We start from the raw sequence: 15,928 nt of genomic DNA, 5'->3' as shown, positions 1-15,928 counted from the left end.
CCGCCTGGAGCGCAAATCAGCGGTATCTTACAGAACCTACTCCTAAAAAAAACGGTTGGGTGATGTTGCTATTATTACTAATGCTGTAGTTATAAAAATTAGTAATGGTACGTTTTTAGACGTCTATCTCGATAAGTCTGCACAAACATTAAAAACATCATAAACAAGCTTGAAATTATAGAATATTTCTTTATCTATATGGATAGCTTTAGCTGAACAAACTGCTGTTACTGTTGTGGTGCTAACGGGTTGCATTAGTTGAAGAAGCCATTAAAAACAATAAATGCACTTCCAATTATATGGAAGTGCATTTTCATAGTAAAAATCAATTAAACTTTAAAAAAGAAATTTTTTTTAAAAAAGGAATGAATGCAGTGTCTGCATTCATTCCTTTTTGTATGTAAAATACGTACCTAGAGATTTCACTGTACAACCTAAAGCACGGAGTTCTTCTTGAGCACCTTGCATCATAGGTGTTTGTTCATCTTCTAGAACATCCATGATAAAGAAGTAATGACCAAGGCCAGTTTTTAAGGGTCTTGACTCAATTTTGCTTAAGTTTAATTGGCGCCATGCAAATACAGATAACACTTGGTGAAGGGCACCAGAACGATCATCTACTGGTAACTGAATCATTAGTGTAGTCTTTGCCGTTTCGTCATGACCTGTTTTATCTAGCTTAATTTTAGATTTTTGAAGAACAAAAAATCTTGTATGATTGAAATGAAAATCATGAATATTGTGATCAACAATTGTTAATCCGTATTTCTTAGCAGCAAACTCATTACCTATAGCAGCATATGTATGGTCTGGTTGTTCAGAAACAAATTTCGCTGCAGCTGCAGTCGATGAAGTCTGCTCAAGAGGCTTTCCACGAAAACGATAATACAAATATTTATGACACTGAGCCAGTGCATGAGGGTGCGAGAACACTGATTCAACATTTCCCCAGTTATGTACTTGGTCTGGATGGACCATAAAATGTTGCTGGATTGGAGATAAAATCTCTGCTGACACATACAAATCTACATCATGAAACAAATAATCAAGTGTTAAAGGTACAGATCCTTCCAAAGCATTTTCAAGTGGCACAACAGCAAATTCTACTTCATCATTTGCCACAGCCTCAATACATTCTGGAATCGTTGTAAAAGGCATTAGCCACTCGCCTGGAAATACTTCTTCAGCAGCTAGATGTGTGAAAGATGCTTCTGGTCCTAAGTAAGCAACGCGTGACTCCCAAGTTTTTTTATCCATTTGAGACTCCCCTTATGATGCGCCAGAACTAATAATTTCTGCCGACTCTACAAAATCTAAACGTTTTAGTTGTTGAATAAAATCATCCAATTGCACATTCATAGCCGTTACATCGAGTGATAGTGTCACGTTTGCACGACCTTGAATGGGAATTGTTTGATGAATGGTTAATACGTTACACTGGGCCTGTGCCACCGTATTTAACAGAGTGGCAAGGGTTCCATTGCGATCTTCTAGTTGCAAAAAGACAGTAAGAATACGTTCACGAACAATTGAGTGGAATGGAAAGACAGCATCTCGATATTTATAAAAAGCACTTCGGGATAAGTCTACCTTTTTTACAGCATCCCAAATTGACGCGACTTCTCCACTGTGCAACAACTGCTTAGCATCGAGTGTTTTTTGCATTGCTTCTGTCAAAACATCTTCACGTACTAAAAAATATCGTTGGTTAGACACGTCTTTCATATCGTCGTCACCACTTTCTAATCGATGAATTCAAATTCGAATTCAAGAAGTCTTACAACATCTCCATTTTCCGCACCCTTTTCGCGCAGTGCTTCGTCAACACCCATTCCACGAAGTTGACGAGCGAAACGACGAATTGTATCTTCACGAGAGAAATCAGTCATTTTAAACAAGCGTTCAATCGATGAACCACTTAATACAAATGCTCCATCATCATGACGAGTAATCATGAAGATATCTTCAGGTTGATGTTTGTATAGCACAGTTTTGTCCGATTCTTCCTCACTTACTTCATGCAATAAGAAATCTTCAGTGACTTCTAGTAAATCTGCAATTGCAAATAGCAGTTCGTTTAAGCCTTTACGAGAAAGTGCTGAAATCGGAAATACTTTAACATCTTCTGGTAATTGCTTACGGAATTCAGCTAAGTTCTCTTCAGAATCAGGCATGTCCATTTTGTTAGCAACAACTAATTGTGGACGTTCTGATAAACGCAAATTATATTGACTTAGCTCTTCATTAATTGTCACATAATCTTCATAGGGAACCCGACCTTCAATTCCAGACATATCGATAACATGCACAATTACACGTGTTCGTTCAATATGACGTAAGAACTGGTGACCTAGACCTACTCCTTGACTAGCTCCTTCGATAAGACCAGGTAAATCTGCCATGGCAAAACTACGGCCATCAGTCGTTTCAACCATTCCAAGGTTTGGAACAATTGTTGTGAAATGATATGCTGCAATTTTCGGTTTAGCTGCAGACACAACAGATAAGATTGTAGATTTTCCTACACTTGGAAATCCAACTAGTCCACAATCAGCTAACACTTTTAATTCTAATGTAACTTCAATTTCTTGACCTGGTTCACCTTTTTCAGAAAGCTCAGGTGCTGGATTTTGAGGAGTTGCGAAACGTGAATTCCCACGTCCTCCACGACCGCCTTTAGCAATAACAGCTTGTTGACCGTGTTCAACTAAGTCAGCTAAAACAGGTCCACCTTCATGAGCCATAACCACTGTACCTGGTGGAACTTTTATAATTAAGTCATCCGCACCACGTCCGTGCATATTTTTACTTTGACCGTGATCTCCACGATTTGCTTTGAAAAATTTCTTATAGCGGAAATCCATTAAAGTACGTAATCCTTCTTCAACTTCAAAAATTACTTTTCCTCCGCGTCCACCATCTCCACCTGCAGGTCCGCCATTTGGCACATACTTTTCACGGCGAAAAGCGACCATACCATCTCCGCCATCTCCACCTTTAATGGATATCTTTACGTGATCGACAAACATAGACTATTCCTCCTTGCTTTCTTCTATATGAAAACGCCATTTCTTGGTCGTTTTATATTCATAGGTCAGTGTAATTAGTGATTGTTCGTAGATAATTTCTTGCTGTATCGGTTCCCATTCACCGTTTGCTTCCACCGTTATTCTAAATTCGGTCGGGTTACATACAATATGAACGTGCAATTGCTGTTCTGAATATGGATTTAATTTTTCATGTAAAAGTTTGGTTGTTTGTTCAAGCAACTGATAAATAGGGTGATCTAATAATGGGTTACATGTGGATTCAATTTGACTAGTTATGTTCACTTGAAATCCTAAAAACCGCCAATTAGCCGTTTGTAACCACTCAGAAGTATATGGGATGTTTAACTTTGTTAACTCATAAAATGCTTTAACTTCTGTGGTGTAGCGATCAATTACCGTTTTTGCATCTTCCAGTTGACCAAGATCAATATTCATTTTTACAAGCTGTAACTGATTCAAGAAATCATGTCTGGCAAATCGTAGTGCATCATTTACCGACAAAGGTTTGGTATTCATATGTCACACTCTCCATTATGCTAATCTCATTTCCTAAGTATACCAAGATTAGAGCAATTTTGTCGTAAATAAGGAATGTCTTTAGCCTGACACATTAAATAACGAAAAATTCACTTTAGCCTTAGTTATAGTTCTAATAAGATGAAATGCCGACTAATTTAACTTTTCTGACCTTATAAATGAAGTCATGAGCGCTTTCTAGCCAATATTAATGGTAAATTTTGTTTTTAGGGAAAAAGAAAAAGGACTGCAGCTATGCAGTCCTTTGGCTGGTTTGAATTAAGCTTCTTGAGCTACAGGATATACACTAACTTTTTTCTTATCGCGGCCGTAACGCTCAAAGCGTACTACTCCGTCAACTTTAGAAAATAGTGTGTCATCTCCACCGCGGCCTACGTTTTCACCTGGATGAATTTTAGTTCCGCGTTGACGGAATAAAATTGAACCACCTGAAACGAATTGACCATCAGCACGTTTAGCGCCAAGGCGTTTTGATTGTGAGTCACGTCCGTTACGAGTTGAACCTACACCTTTTTTCGATGCGAAAAACTGAAGATCTAATCTTAACATCATTTGTCCCACCTCCTACCTGTTAAAGGATATTTTTATGTGTTGTTGATAATCTTGTTCAATTGTTTGTAAAGAGACAATCATAGCTTGTACAATTAATTGTACTTGCTCATTCGTTTGTTGATCAAGATTATCAGGGAACGAGACTTTGAGAAAACCACCGTCTTGTCCTTGCTTTACCTCAGGAATAACTTTAGTAAGTTTGACAATCGCATTAACTGATCCAAAAGATACAGCAGTTGCGGCTGCGCATACTAAATCTTTTCCATACTCAGCAAATTCTGCATGGCCCTTCATTTCAAAAGAACGAATGTTATCTGATTGATCTTTATCAACTTTTATTTTAATCATTTTTACACGTTGATTGAATCAATAACAAGTTTTGTGTAAGGCTGACGATGACCTTGTTTACGACGATAGTTCTTTTTCGCTTTGTATTTGAAAACTGTGATTTTTTTAGCTCGGCCGTTTTTCACGACTGTTGCTTTAACTGTTGCACCTTCTACGAAAGGAACGCCAATTTTCACATCGTCTCCACCTACGAATAAAACTTTATCGAATGTAAAAACGTCTTCAGCATTAACATCCAATAATTCGATGTATACTTCTTGACCTTTTTCAACTTTAATTTGTTTTCCACCAGTTTCAATAATTGCGTACATTTTACTGCACCTCCTCTTAGACTCAGACTCGCCTTAAAATGAGGTGATCTTTTCAGATTCTTATACCCCTTCAGAGCGGTTGTAGTAGCACGGGTGCTACAAACAATAACATTAAAATTCTACCATTATTCTATGGAAGAGTCAACTGCTTAGTCAAAACTTTATTAAACACTTCTTCATATTTTCTATATTGCCAAGTACGAATATTTTGAAAGGTAATAAATGCAAAAATGAATGAGAGATGAAGTTGATCATGGCTAACTAAAATAAGCAGAGTTGAAACACAAATAGAAAGCGCTAAATATGTATCTTGATGGCGTTTACCAATGATAGCTTTTAACGCTTGTCCACCGTCTAGAGGCAAAATAGGCAGTAAATTTAACGCAAGTATCGTCAACTGAACCGTATTGAAAAAGTCTTGTCCTGGGAATTCAAAAAGCTGTGCCACTAAATATAGGATTGCCGTTGACAAAGGTCCAGCAATTGCAATTAGCCACTGGTGGTGTGCCGGAGCATGATGAAGTCTTTTAATCTTAATTTCTCCACCATATGGAAGGATCGTGCAACTCTCCAACTTTAGGCCTGTCCATTTAGCGGCCACAATATGTCCAAGTTCGTGAATTAGTAATGAACTAAAAATTATGCTGTAATAAGCAAATTGAGATGTGACAATAAGATAAATAATAATGGGTAACAAGATTGGGTGCAAGCGAATTTTATTGAGATACATTCATCATCCACTCTGTAACCGCTGAAGGTTCTAGATTTTTACCATCACTCTCCACTTTCACATACATCGAACCTGCCTTCATTTCTGCAATCAAGTCGTTAGCAGCAATTGCTGTATACGGTAGATTTGAAAAGTTTTCCACAAAACCATAAGTTACCACGTCCCCGCTATCATAAAGAACAGTCATTGTTTTTCCTGTGTAACGTGTGTGTCCTGTGAACAGAATAATACCGTCTTCACGGGCCAATACTTGAATTGGTGAATTGTATGAAACAATCACGCCTTTTTCATATGGTTGCATTGACTCATACGTCGCCAATGTTGGAATCATAGGATCTTCGGTTGGCTTAGTTGAAACTGTAACTAACTTAGGCTGCCAGTTTTTCGGGATTTGGGCTAGAACATATTCTCGAACCATTTGAACGTCTTTTCCTTGATTGAACAGTGTACGAAGTTGTGAAGTTTGATTATCTTGTTCTTGAATTTGAATAAGCGCAATGATACCAACAGTTGTTATAAATGCTATAATCCATCTTTGTGCAGATTGCATAACGAAGCCCCCTTTTCGGGTAGTATATGCAACTCTGAATGAGGTGATTACAGGTACAAAAGACGAATTCATAGATTCAAAAAAATGTTTTTGATTTTCGTTGCAGAGATTTAAAGGATTCTATCAAAATTAAAACATAATGTCATCAATTTTGATGATTTTTTACATATTCTTTGGGAATTGTTAACTACTATCTACTATTAATAAAACTTTGGAAATTTTGATTGCTGATTTATCTTTTGATTGAAGGCTGAATGGTATTTCGTTGCAACTTTCTCGATTTCGTTGCAACTAACCAATTTCCTCCTAATTCCCCACACGATTTCTTTCACAAAAAACGCAGCCCTTCGCGTATGCGTAGGGCTGACTAATTATGGTTTGTACTTTGACTTTTCAATCATAGTAATCATGTGTTTTCTGTGTTTAATCTAATCTTCATTGTGAGATTGCGGACTGAACAGTATTTCGTTGCAACTTTCAATGAATTGGTTGCAACTATTTCAATTTGGTTGCAACTTTCGGGATTTGGTTGCAACTTTTGATATTTCGTTGCAACTTTCTCGATTTCGTTGCAACTAACCAATTTCCTCCTAATTCCCCACACGATTTTTTTCACAAAAAACGCAGCCCTTCGCGTATGCGTATGGCTGCCTAATTATGGTTTGTACTTTGACTTTTTATCATAGTAATCATGTGTTTTCTGTGTTTAATCTAATCTTCATCGTGAGATTGAGGACTAAATAGTATTTCGTTGCAACTTTCGGGATTTCGTTGCAACTTTTCATATTTGGTTGCAACTTTCGGGATTTGGTTGCAACTTTTGATATTTCGTTGCAACTAACCAATTTTCTCCTAATTCCCACACGATCTCTTTCATAAAAAACGCAGCTCTTCGTGTATGCGTGGGGCAGCCTAATAAAGTTTTGTACTTTGACTTTTTAATTATAGTAATCATGTGTTTTCTCTGTTTAATCAAATCTTCATTGTGAGATTGCGGACTGAATGGTATTTCGTTGCAACTTTTGTGGATTGGTTGCAACTATTTCGATTTGGTTGCAACTTTCGGGATTTCGTTGCAACTTTCTCGATTTCGTTGCAACTAACCAATTCCCTCCTAATTCCCACACAATTTCTTTCACAAAAAACGCAGCCCTTCGCGAATGCGTAGGGCTGTCTAATTAAGTTTTGTACTTTGACTTTTCAATTATAGTAATCATGTGTTTTCTGTGTTTAATCTAATTTCCGTGTGAGATTGCGAATTGAACCAATCCTCTAAGTTTAATTATTACTGAAACATATCATTCTAATCTGAAATTAATTGTAAATTAATAGTTTTCCAGAACTATCTTTAGAAAATGAGTCAAGGATAACTTTATACGTGATTTTATCCTCAATTTTCTTTGGATTCCTTTAATTCCTTAAAAAATGATCTTGAAAATATCACTAATTTAGTTCCGATTGAAGTCCTTTACCATACATTAAGGGATTTCCAATCCAAATACGGCAAATTCCCCACTTATTGTAAATATAAAAATCTTTTTTATTTGGATTGGGGCAACTTTTATGGTTATTAGGGCAACTATCGTTTCGATTGAGGCAACTTTTGATCCTATTGGGGCAACTTTCCCTCTGATTGGGGCAACTAACCAATTATCTCCTAATATTTCTTCATTTCCGATGCTAAAAACTGATCCAGTAACCATGGTTCAAATTTTAACTTGTAATGTCTATTACGAGTATTCCCAAAACTTTCTTCAGTTACTTGGATAAGGATGCGTTTCACTAAATATTTATCATCAATCCCTAACCACCACTTCACACCTTGACTCTTAATTTCTCTTCCGAACAACAGTTGATACTCTTGCAAAGTAGCCATATGTGCTTCTTTGTCCTTGCAGCCACAGTTCCCGCACACCCATGTCGAGTAAATGCGTTTCATTCCAACACTTGAACAAGCTATACACCTTACACCAGGAATTACCTCTGTTCGTTCTATTCCCAATCGATCTAGTAACTCTTCATCGTGGACTTCAAAAACTTCTCTTTTGAATATATGATCTACTTTTTTCAAATCCTTATTCGTCAGTAATTTATGACTACTCGATTCTAGTTGTTCTAGTGCATCGCACATCGCATCAATAGGTATGGCTTGAAAAAGTGTCGGATATTCAATTACAATCCCAGCGCGACTCGCTAAAATAATCAAACCACAAACTGGCATATCTATTTCTTTACGATGAAGTTTAGTCTGTAAAGTTTTCACAGCGCGTTGTAATTGAAGTTCCGGATTTTTCATACCTTCTTTATTGCCATCTATTATTCGAAAGAACTGCTTCGTTCTTGCATCAAAATAAAATTCTCCCACCATATTTTTCACTTCCAATATACAAATCAACTTAGGCGTTACAACAATGACATCAATTTGTGTATTGTCCAATATGATATTACGATAAATTGTAATCTTCGGTGTTAGAAGAGCTTCTTTTAGATATTTCGTTACTTTTCCTTCACCTGAAAATCCAGCTTTGACATTTCGATAACTACGCATAGTTTTCAAATTTGTTGCAATACGAGAATTTAATACACTAATTCGCAACACATCCAAATCATGAGTCTTCAAAACATTCAATCTTATCACTCCTAAAAAAATCCCCCACTCAATCTCAGAGTGGGGGATTTAGCTAATTTATTTAGCGAAAATTAATTTAATTTTTGAGAATATGCTTTTGTTTCCTTCGTCCATAGACATTAAAGGAACAGACTCTCCTAAAATACGTCGGGCAATGTTGCGATATCCTAATGCTGCACGGTTTGTTGGATCCATAACAATGGGTTCTCCATTATTAGAAGATGTAATGACACTTTCATCATCCATAATGATCCCTAGTAAATCAATTGATAAGTGGCTAGTAATCTCATTAACATCTAGAGCATTACCAGATTTCATAAGATGTTGACGAATGCGGTTAATTATCAATTTGGGTGGAGCAATATCTTCCTTCTCCAGTAAACCAATAATTCGATCCGCATCACGAACCGCTGAAATCTCAGGTGTCGTAACGACAATCGCGCGATCTGCTCCAGCTACAGCGTTTTTGTATCCTTGTTCAATGCCTGCTGGACAGTCAATGATGACATAATCGTAATCACGTTTTAATTCACTTATAAGTATTTTCATTTGTTCAGGGTTAATGGCGTTTTTATCTGTCGTTTGTGATGCTGGCAATAGGAATAATTTATCATCGAAACGCTTATCTTTCACTAAAGCTTGGTGTACTTTACAACGACCTTCAATTACGTCAACCAAATCATAAATAATCCGATTTTCTAAACCTAGTACCACGTCTAGGTTACGCAATCCAATATCGGTATCTACTAAGCACACTTTTTTGCCCTGAAGTGCCAATGCAGTCCCAAGGTTAGCAGTTGTCGTAGTTTTGCCAACGCCTCCCTTACCTGAAGTAATTACAATAGCTTCTCCCACATTAGCTTCCTCCTTTAAATGTAGATAAATACGGTCTCAACAAACGCAGTTCTTGTAAACGATCGATGGCGATAAAGCCATTTGTGTGCAAGTATGCGCATTCCATTTCCGGTTGTTCAGATAATACAGTTAATTCGTCTGTCATTATTTCCAGTGTTTCATTAATCATTAGATGTGTAGCTTCTAACCAAGATGCACCGATGACAGCTTCTTTATTACCATTCGCTCCTGCATGGGCAATTCCCTTTAAGCGACCGAGAACAAAAATACTTCCTCCTGCAATAATCTTACCGTTTGGGTTAACATCTCCGACAACTACTAAATCGCCTTGTGCGCGAACCACTTGTCCAGAACGTACGATGCCAATAAATGTTTCCGATTGGCGTTCCAAAACACGTAGATTACTCTCTTCAACCGATATCACGTCGCTTTGCACTCTTGAAACACGTAAATGCGGTGTTGTGTGCACGCTTGCAATAAGTTCTTTGACTTGTTCTTCAGTACAATAGCGATTTCCAAGCTGTAATACAACCTCTGCTTGTCCATCAATGCCTTCTTCCGATACTTTTCGCTTTAGTTCTTCCACTAGTTCGGCATATGCGCATTGATCATCCAGCTGAAGGACCAAACCGTCTTTTGTCCCTTTTATGTAGACTAGTTGTTTTTTCGACAAATGCGTCACCTCACGCGTAAAATCAATTTGGCTGATTTAATCTTTGCAGCAAGCGCGCATTGATTACGTATTTAAATGCCCAGCCGAGCACCACTAAGAATATTGAGTTAGCAAGCATTGTTGGAATTAAACGTTCACTAATAAATACTTGTAGAGAAATGTCCGTTAAACCAATAAATAAGAAGAATTGGTATAAAACAAATTCAAGACCAGTAACTAAAACTAGTGATATAACTGTAGTTATTATTAAATGCTGATGAATATACTTTACAATAAAACTAGCAATTAAACATATTAATGGATATAAAAAAGAGTATAATCCAATAATATCAAGGAAAAACACATCATACAAGACCCCAAAAAGTAACCCATAGGCCATTGCACGATTACGATTATAATAAATTGAAATGAAAATTAAATACATGATGAGAAATCGAGGGATTAAATAACGATACTCCCCACCAATGTCGAGGGGAGAAAACAATCCAAAAACGGGTTCAAGATAGAACAATACGACAGCAATGGCTGGCACTATAAGACGTAACATCATGACCCATCCTCGTCACCTTGAGCGTCATCGGTCGCAGTACTATCTTCCTCAGACCCACCAACCGTTGTCATTGCTCGCTTCGTGATCATCACATGATCTAGTAGTGTGAAATCGGCAGCCGGTTTAATGTAAGCCATTTTCGTTAATCCAAAATCATCTGTTGAGACTTCAGTAATTTCACCAATTAATAAACCTTTCGGAAAAACCCCACCAAGTCCTGATGTTTCGATTTTCTGACCAACTTCGATTTCAATATTGGAATCTATTCGTTTTAGAATAAGTTCTTTTCGTTCATCATCATATCCTTCAATTAGTCCAAATATTTCTTTTTCACCCATAACCATTGCAGATACACGATAGTTCGGGTTTTGAGATGATAAAAGTTCGATAGTCGACGTAAACGGAGTAGTTAGTATTACTTTACCGATTAAACCTTGTGCAGTAATGATTGCCATGTTTTTTTCAATCCCATGGACTTGTCCTTTATCGAGTATCAACTTTTTTTCCCATTGATCAGGATTTCTAGCGATTACAGTTGCTTGAATTGGTTCATAATTTCGAAGATCATCTTCTTTACCGACTATTTCGCGTAATCTAGTATTCTCGGATGATAGATCGTGGACGTCAGCTTGCAATTTCGCAAATTCTTCTAAACGTCCTTTTAGTCGTTTGTTTTCTTCGTACGTATTTAACAAAGAATCGACATTATCGAAGACACCTGTTATGTAGTGCGTTGGTTTCGAGAAAATTGATTGTCCGAAACCAACGACATCTTTAATAATTTGTTCAGGTAAAGACACATTATCACGATCTCTTAAAGAGAAGCTAATCAATGCCACAAGAAAAATAACCCCAACAAGCAGCAAAATTAATCGCTTATTCGAAAAAAATTGCGGCATTGGAACGATCCTCCTTATTGTTTAGAGTTTTGACGAATCATGTTCATATGATCAAGAGCCATACCTGTTCCAATTGCGACACAATCTAATGGGTTCTCTGCAACGAATACCGGCATGTTTGTCTCATCACTAATAACTTTGTCTAAATTTCTTAAAAGTGCCCCACCGCCTGTTAAAACAATTCCACGTTCCATTACATCAGCAGATAGTTCCGGGGGTGTTTGCTCTAAAGTTTTTTTCACGCCATCGATAATTGCGGCAACAGACTCACGAAGTGCCTCTGCAATTTCTTTTGATGTGATTTCAAGAGTTTTTGGTAATCCCGTTACTAAGTCGCGACCACGGATTTCCATTTTTTCAACATCATCAGTAACTTTTGCAGAACCAATTTCTATTTTTATAGCTTCTGCCGTACGCTCACCAATGGTTAAGTTGTAAATTTTACGAATGTAACTTGTAATAGCATGATCCATCGCATCACCTGCTACACGGACAGACTCACTTGTAACGATACCTCCAAGAGAGATTACCGCAACTTCAGTTGTACCGCCACCTATATCAACGACCATACTTCCAGTAGGTTCCCAAACTGGCAAGTTAGAACCGATTGCGGCTGCAAATGGTTCTTCAATTGTGACAGCATCACGAGCTCCAGCTTGTCGAGCTGCATCAATAACAGCGCGTCTCTCCACAGAAGTAATTCCGTAAGGCACACAAATCATGACGTTAGGTTTTTTCCATCTTCCACCTGATGTTTTCAAAGCTTCTTTTAAATAATATTCAATCATAGCTGTCGTTATATCAAAATCTGCAATAACTCCATCTTTCATAGGACGAATGGCAACAATTGATCCAGGTGTACGACCAATCATATTTCTAGCATCATTTCCTACTGCGACGATATCACCATTTATTGTATTTTTAGCTACTACTGAAGGTTCGCGTAAAACGATCCCTTTTCCTTTAATAAATACCAATGTATTTGCTGTTCCTAGGTCAATTCCAACATCTTTCGCTCCAAATCCAAACACGTAACATTCTTCCTTTCTATCCTCAGCCAATTTAACTTAGCTTAATCTAAACCATAACTTTGATTATAACGGATAAAAAGAGAAAATCACAGTGCTACATGTACCCCTTTTCTTTTAGGCTAATAAATTGATGATCTCCGATAATCACATGATCAAGTAATTCGATGCCCATAATCTGTCCTGCCTCTTGTAATCTCTTAGTTACTTCTATGTCTTCTGGTGATGGAGAAGGGTTTCCAGACGGATGGTTATGAGCACAAATAATTGAGGCTGCCGACCTTTTTACCGCTTCTCTAAATATTTCTCTAGGATGAACAATACTTGCGTTTAAACTACCAATAAAAATTGTTTGTTTATGTAACACTTGATTTTTCACATTCATAAAAAGCACGACAAAGTTTTCTTGTTTTAATGACGTCATGTCAGTCATTAAAAATGTTGCTGCATCTTTTGGTGAACGTACAGTAAATTTACCATCCGTTTGTTGTTGAGCTAATCTCCTGCCGAGTTCAACTGCCGCCAGTAATTGAATAGCTTTCGCTTCACCTATTCCTTTAACAGACATAATTTCCTCTATTGTGGCATTTTTCAATTCATGTAGTTGTTCAAAAAATATTAATACGCGGTTTGCTAAATGCAACACTGATTCTTGTTTCGTGCCTGTCCGTAGAAGAATTGCAATTAACTCTTGATTGGACAAGGCTGCCGCACCTTGGTTCATTAAACGCTCACGTGGGCGCTCTGAAGCGGGCAATTCACGAATCATAAGTGTTGGTTTAATATCAGTTATCATATCGTGCACCTTGTTTTACTAACTCGATTAACTGCAAGTTTTTCATTTCTCGATAGAGTGCTGCAACCGGCAAACCGACAACGCTGTTATAATCTCCATTTATGTGTTCCACCATCAGTGAGCCTTGAGTTTGAATGCCATAAGCACCTGCTTTATCAAAACAATCCCCAGTTGCGACATAATCATGAATCCATTGTTCGGATAGTGAATAGAAAGTAACTTTTGTTTTCTCGAAGAACATACTACAAATACCATCGAAAAAGATCGCTACAGCTGTTATAACGGTATGAGTTCGACCTGATAGCCTACGTAAGTGGTCTAATGCCATTTCGCTATCTTTAGGCTTGCCCAAGGGTTCATCATCAAGAAACACCATTGTATCGGCACTGATGACGATTGCATGTTGATTTCGTTCTGCGACATAAAGTCCTTTCTCTATCGCGATGTTACAAACTAATTCGGCAGGTGAAGAACCACCGATTGAAAGTTCATCTACCTCCATCGTTTCCACCTCAAACGGCACACCTAATAAAGTGAGTAATTCTTTTCTTCTTGGTGAAGCCGATGCTAAAATTAGCGGTTTGCTTGTTTTAAATTTCAATGAAATCATCTCCTTTTTGCCATCATACCGAAAGATAGCAAAGTTGGAAAATGTGTACAAAGGGCAATAATTCCATTTTGACCAATTAGCTATAGTTAAAATTCAATTTTGATACAATCATTTTGTATTAAATAATGCGATAAAAGTTGTACACGGATCACGTTAGAATCTTCCGAAAGTGTTGATATAGCAGCAATATTGGTTAACCAATCCTTAGGAATTGATTGTTGATTTCCTGTACTCTCAAAATTAAATTTTGCAGGTTCTGGATAGGCAAGGAAAATAGGCAGTTTTTGCATCGCTGGTTCTGTACAAGCGGCTGTATTGATGCGAAATGGTTTAACAAATGATTCGATGGTTCCAGTAGTTTTCACTTCACTTTCAACACTACTTGCTGCCGACCACACATAATATTGCTCATCTGCAATTATAATTGCTGATGATTTTAAAGAGGCGCTCGTTTGCATAAAAGTGGTAGCACCAGTTGCAGTAGTGAACACCCCGTGTTGTTTAGCATAAAATGACGTTGGTGTTGTTTCTGTTACTTTTGGAGCATCGACTGTCACTTTATCAGGTGTCTCTTTCCCATCCTCAGCTTGAGGTGCTTCAGTGGTCGGTGTTGCCGGTGTTTCTGGACCAGTGATGTCTTGCCATTGAATTAAAATTGCAAATAGGCCAATCGAAATGGCTCCGATGAAAAAACCATGTAAAATTGCGAGTGTATAGGAAAACTTTGAAAATGATTTCGAAAAACGCATAACATCACCCCGTTTTTCTTTTAACGCTAACATGTGAGCAATAAAAAAGAACAAGACCGGTGTCGTCTTGTTCAAAAAAGTTTTCGTGTTAAAATAACAAATTCTTATACCAATCGAGCATTTGTGATCCATAAAAATAAACGATGATAGCCGCCAGTGCGATCGATGGACCAAAAGGCACCGGCGTTTTACGTCCTTGTTTTGAACGACGTAAATGTATGACACCCACGATAGACCCAATAAACGCCGCTATAAATAGTGTTAGTAATGTAGGTATCAACCCAAGCACTAGTCCAATCACAGCGAATAATTTGATGTCTCCGCCCCCCATGCCACCTTTCGACACAATCGCAATTAATAACAACAGACCAAATCCACCCGCAGCACCTATTACACTATCCCACCAAGGATCCAGTGGAGAAAGGAAGCGGGCAATAATAAGGAGGACTCCGAAAAATAATAGAACTTTATCGGGAATAAGCATATATGCTAGATCAGAAACGGTGATAATCACGAGCATAGAAATAAACAAGATCGCCACAACTAGTTCCAAAGAAAAACCGAGTTGCCAGTACGCAAATGCGAATAATAGACCAGTTGCAAGTTCCATCACCGGATATAGCCAATGAATCTTAGTGCCACACCCTCGACATTTTCCTTTCAAGAAAACGAATGACAACACGGGCACTAAATCTTTTATCGTCAGTCGTCGATCACAAATCGTGCATCTCGAAGGTGGAGAAACGATGGATTCATCTTTGGGTAAACGCAATCCTACGACATTAAAGAAAGAACCAAAAATAAGTCCGTATAAGAAAAAATATAGTGTATAAAGAATCTCCATAATTGCCCCTCATTCTTAGAAGTAAACATCGTCTATAGATAATGGTTCTAGTAGATTTATTCTAATTCCTTAATAATTAGTTTTTTTTACAATTTAGCCAATTTCATAATAAGAAAACCGGGGAAAGTCGCCCCGTCCTTGAAGAAAGTACAAACCTACTGCACTATAACCTTTAGAATAAGACGGCCTTCTTTTAAAGTCTTGTGATTTCCGTTAC

General features: G+C 37.6%; 21 protein-coding genes and 1 other annotated feature. All 21 genes read right to left on the bottom strand.

Translation table 11 applies throughout. From position 1 onward, the window contains the following. Positions 1–384 precede the first annotated feature (384 nt). Positions 385–1,257: a prephenate dehydratase gene (gene pheA / locus B371_RS0108470; RefSeq protein ID WP_019413880.1), complete on the bottom strand. Its 873-nt coding sequence runs from the start codon at positions 1,255–1,257 to the stop codon at positions 385–387. Between the two features lie 12 nt (positions 1,258–1,269). Continuing rightward, positions 1,270–1,725, bottom strand: a complete 456-nt coding sequence (locus B371_RS0108465; protein WP_019413879.1) for an ACT domain-containing protein — start codon at positions 1,723–1,725, stop codon at positions 1,270–1,272. Positions 1,726–1,742: 17 nt separating this feature from the next. Further along, on the bottom strand, positions 1,743–3,029 hold the full coding sequence (gene obgE / locus B371_RS0108460) for a GTPase ObgE (protein WP_019413878.1): 1,287 nt from the start codon (positions 3,027–3,029) through the stop codon (positions 1,743–1,745). 3 nt (positions 3,030–3,032) lie between these two features. Further along, positions 3,033–3,566 carry a Spo0B domain-containing protein gene (locus B371_RS0108455; RefSeq protein WP_019413877.1) on the bottom strand — a complete coding sequence of 178 codons (534 nt, stop codon included), beginning with the start codon at positions 3,564–3,566 and terminating at the stop codon, positions 3,033–3,035. 279 nt (positions 3,567–3,845) lie between these two features. Beyond that, positions 3,846–4,136 (bottom strand): 50S ribosomal protein L27, encoded by a 291-nt coding sequence (gene rpmA, locus B371_RS0108450; protein ID WP_026023004.1) that lies wholly within the window; start codon positions 4,134–4,136, stop codon positions 3,846–3,848. Positions 4,137–4,151: 15 nt separating this feature from the next. Continuing rightward, positions 4,152–4,487 (bottom strand): ribosomal-processing cysteine protease Prp, encoded by a 336-nt coding sequence (locus B371_RS0108445; protein ID WP_019413875.1) that lies wholly within the window; start codon positions 4,485–4,487, stop codon positions 4,152–4,154. A 2-nt stretch (positions 4,488–4,489) separates the two neighbouring features. Beyond that, the gene (gene rplU, locus B371_RS0108440; protein WP_019413874.1) at positions 4,490–4,798 is read right to left on the bottom strand and encodes a 50S ribosomal protein L21; all 309 of its coding nucleotides are present in this window, start codon (positions 4,796–4,798) and stop codon (positions 4,490–4,492) included. A 14-nt stretch (positions 4,799–4,812) separates the two neighbouring features. Beyond that, positions 4,813–4,889, bottom strand: a sequence feature (ribosomal protein L21 leader region). A 39-nt stretch (positions 4,890–4,928) separates the two neighbouring features. Further along, entirely contained in the window at positions 4,929–5,528 is a 600-nt protein-coding gene (locus B371_RS0108435; protein ID WP_019413873.1) for a site-2 protease family protein, read from the bottom strand. Beyond that, complete coding sequence (locus tag B371_RS0108430) at positions 5,515–6,078, bottom strand: hypothetical protein (RefSeq protein ID WP_019413872.1); 564 nt, start codon at positions 6,076–6,078, stop codon at positions 5,515–5,517. Before B371_RS0108430 ends, B371_RS0108435 begins: the two co-directional genes overlap by 14 nt. A gap of 406 nt (positions 6,079–6,484) precedes the next feature. Continuing rightward, entirely contained in the window at positions 6,485–6,694 is a 210-nt protein-coding gene (locus B371_RS23470; RefSeq protein ID WP_157185177.1) for a hypothetical protein, read from the bottom strand. Positions 6,695–7,058: 364 nt separating this feature from the next. Beyond that, the gene (locus B371_RS23465) at positions 7,059–7,217 is read right to left on the bottom strand and encodes a hypothetical protein (protein WP_157185176.1); all 159 of its coding nucleotides are present in this window, start codon (positions 7,215–7,217) and stop codon (positions 7,059–7,061) included. A 518-nt stretch (positions 7,218–7,735) separates the two neighbouring features. Then, positions 7,736–8,716, bottom strand: a complete 981-nt coding sequence (locus B371_RS0108420) for a nuclease-related domain-containing protein (RefSeq protein ID WP_369751094.1) — start codon at positions 8,714–8,716, stop codon at positions 7,736–7,738. Between the two features lie 48 nt (positions 8,717–8,764). After that, positions 8,765–9,562, bottom strand: a complete 798-nt coding sequence (gene minD / locus B371_RS0108415; RefSeq protein WP_019413869.1) for a septum site-determining protein MinD — start codon at positions 9,560–9,562, stop codon at positions 8,765–8,767. A 1-nt stretch (position 9,563) separates the two neighbouring features. Beyond that, positions 9,564–10,235, bottom strand: a complete 672-nt coding sequence (gene minC / locus B371_RS0108410) for a septum site-determining protein MinC (RefSeq protein ID WP_019413868.1) — start codon at positions 10,233–10,235, stop codon at positions 9,564–9,566. A 22-nt stretch (positions 10,236–10,257) separates the two neighbouring features. Further along, entirely contained in the window at positions 10,258–10,782 is a 525-nt protein-coding gene (mreD, locus tag B371_RS0108405) for a rod shape-determining protein MreD (protein ID WP_026023002.1), read from the bottom strand. Then, complete coding sequence (gene mreC, locus B371_RS0108400; protein ID WP_019413866.1) at positions 10,782–11,684, bottom strand: rod shape-determining protein MreC; 903 nt, start codon at positions 11,682–11,684, stop codon at positions 10,782–10,784. The genes mreD and mreC overlap by 1 nt, the downstream gene beginning before the upstream one ends. Positions 11,685–11,698: 14 nt before the next feature. Further along, the gene (locus tag B371_RS0108395; RefSeq protein WP_019413865.1) at positions 11,699–12,715 is read right to left on the bottom strand and encodes a rod shape-determining protein; all 1,017 of its coding nucleotides are present in this window, start codon (positions 12,713–12,715) and stop codon (positions 11,699–11,701) included. A 94-nt stretch (positions 12,716–12,809) separates the two neighbouring features. After that, positions 12,810–13,508: a DNA repair protein RadC gene (gene radC, locus B371_RS0108390; RefSeq protein ID WP_019413864.1), complete on the bottom strand. Its 699-nt coding sequence runs from the start codon at positions 13,506–13,508 to the stop codon at positions 12,810–12,812. Beyond that, the gene (locus B371_RS0108385; protein ID WP_040681208.1) at positions 13,498–14,118 is read right to left on the bottom strand and encodes a nucleoside triphosphate pyrophosphatase; all 621 of its coding nucleotides are present in this window, start codon (positions 14,116–14,118) and stop codon (positions 13,498–13,500) included. The genes radC and B371_RS0108385 overlap by 11 nt, the downstream gene beginning before the upstream one ends. 86 nt (positions 14,119–14,204) lie before the next feature. Further along, positions 14,205–14,867: a hypothetical protein gene (locus B371_RS0108380; protein ID WP_050995790.1), complete on the bottom strand. Its 663-nt coding sequence runs from the start codon at positions 14,865–14,867 to the stop codon at positions 14,205–14,207. Positions 14,868–14,955: 88 nt separating this feature from the next. Beyond that, positions 14,956–15,711, bottom strand: a complete 756-nt coding sequence (locus B371_RS0108375; protein ID WP_019413861.1) for an A24 family peptidase — start codon at positions 15,709–15,711, stop codon at positions 14,956–14,958. Positions 15,712–15,928: the final 217 nt, after the last annotated feature.

This window comes from Paenisporosarcina sp. TG20, from assembly GCF_000286315.1.
Taxonomy (GTDB): domain Bacteria; phylum Bacillota; class Bacilli; order Bacillales_A; family Planococcaceae; genus Paenisporosarcina.
This window is presented reverse-complemented; position numbering and strand designations above follow the sequence as displayed.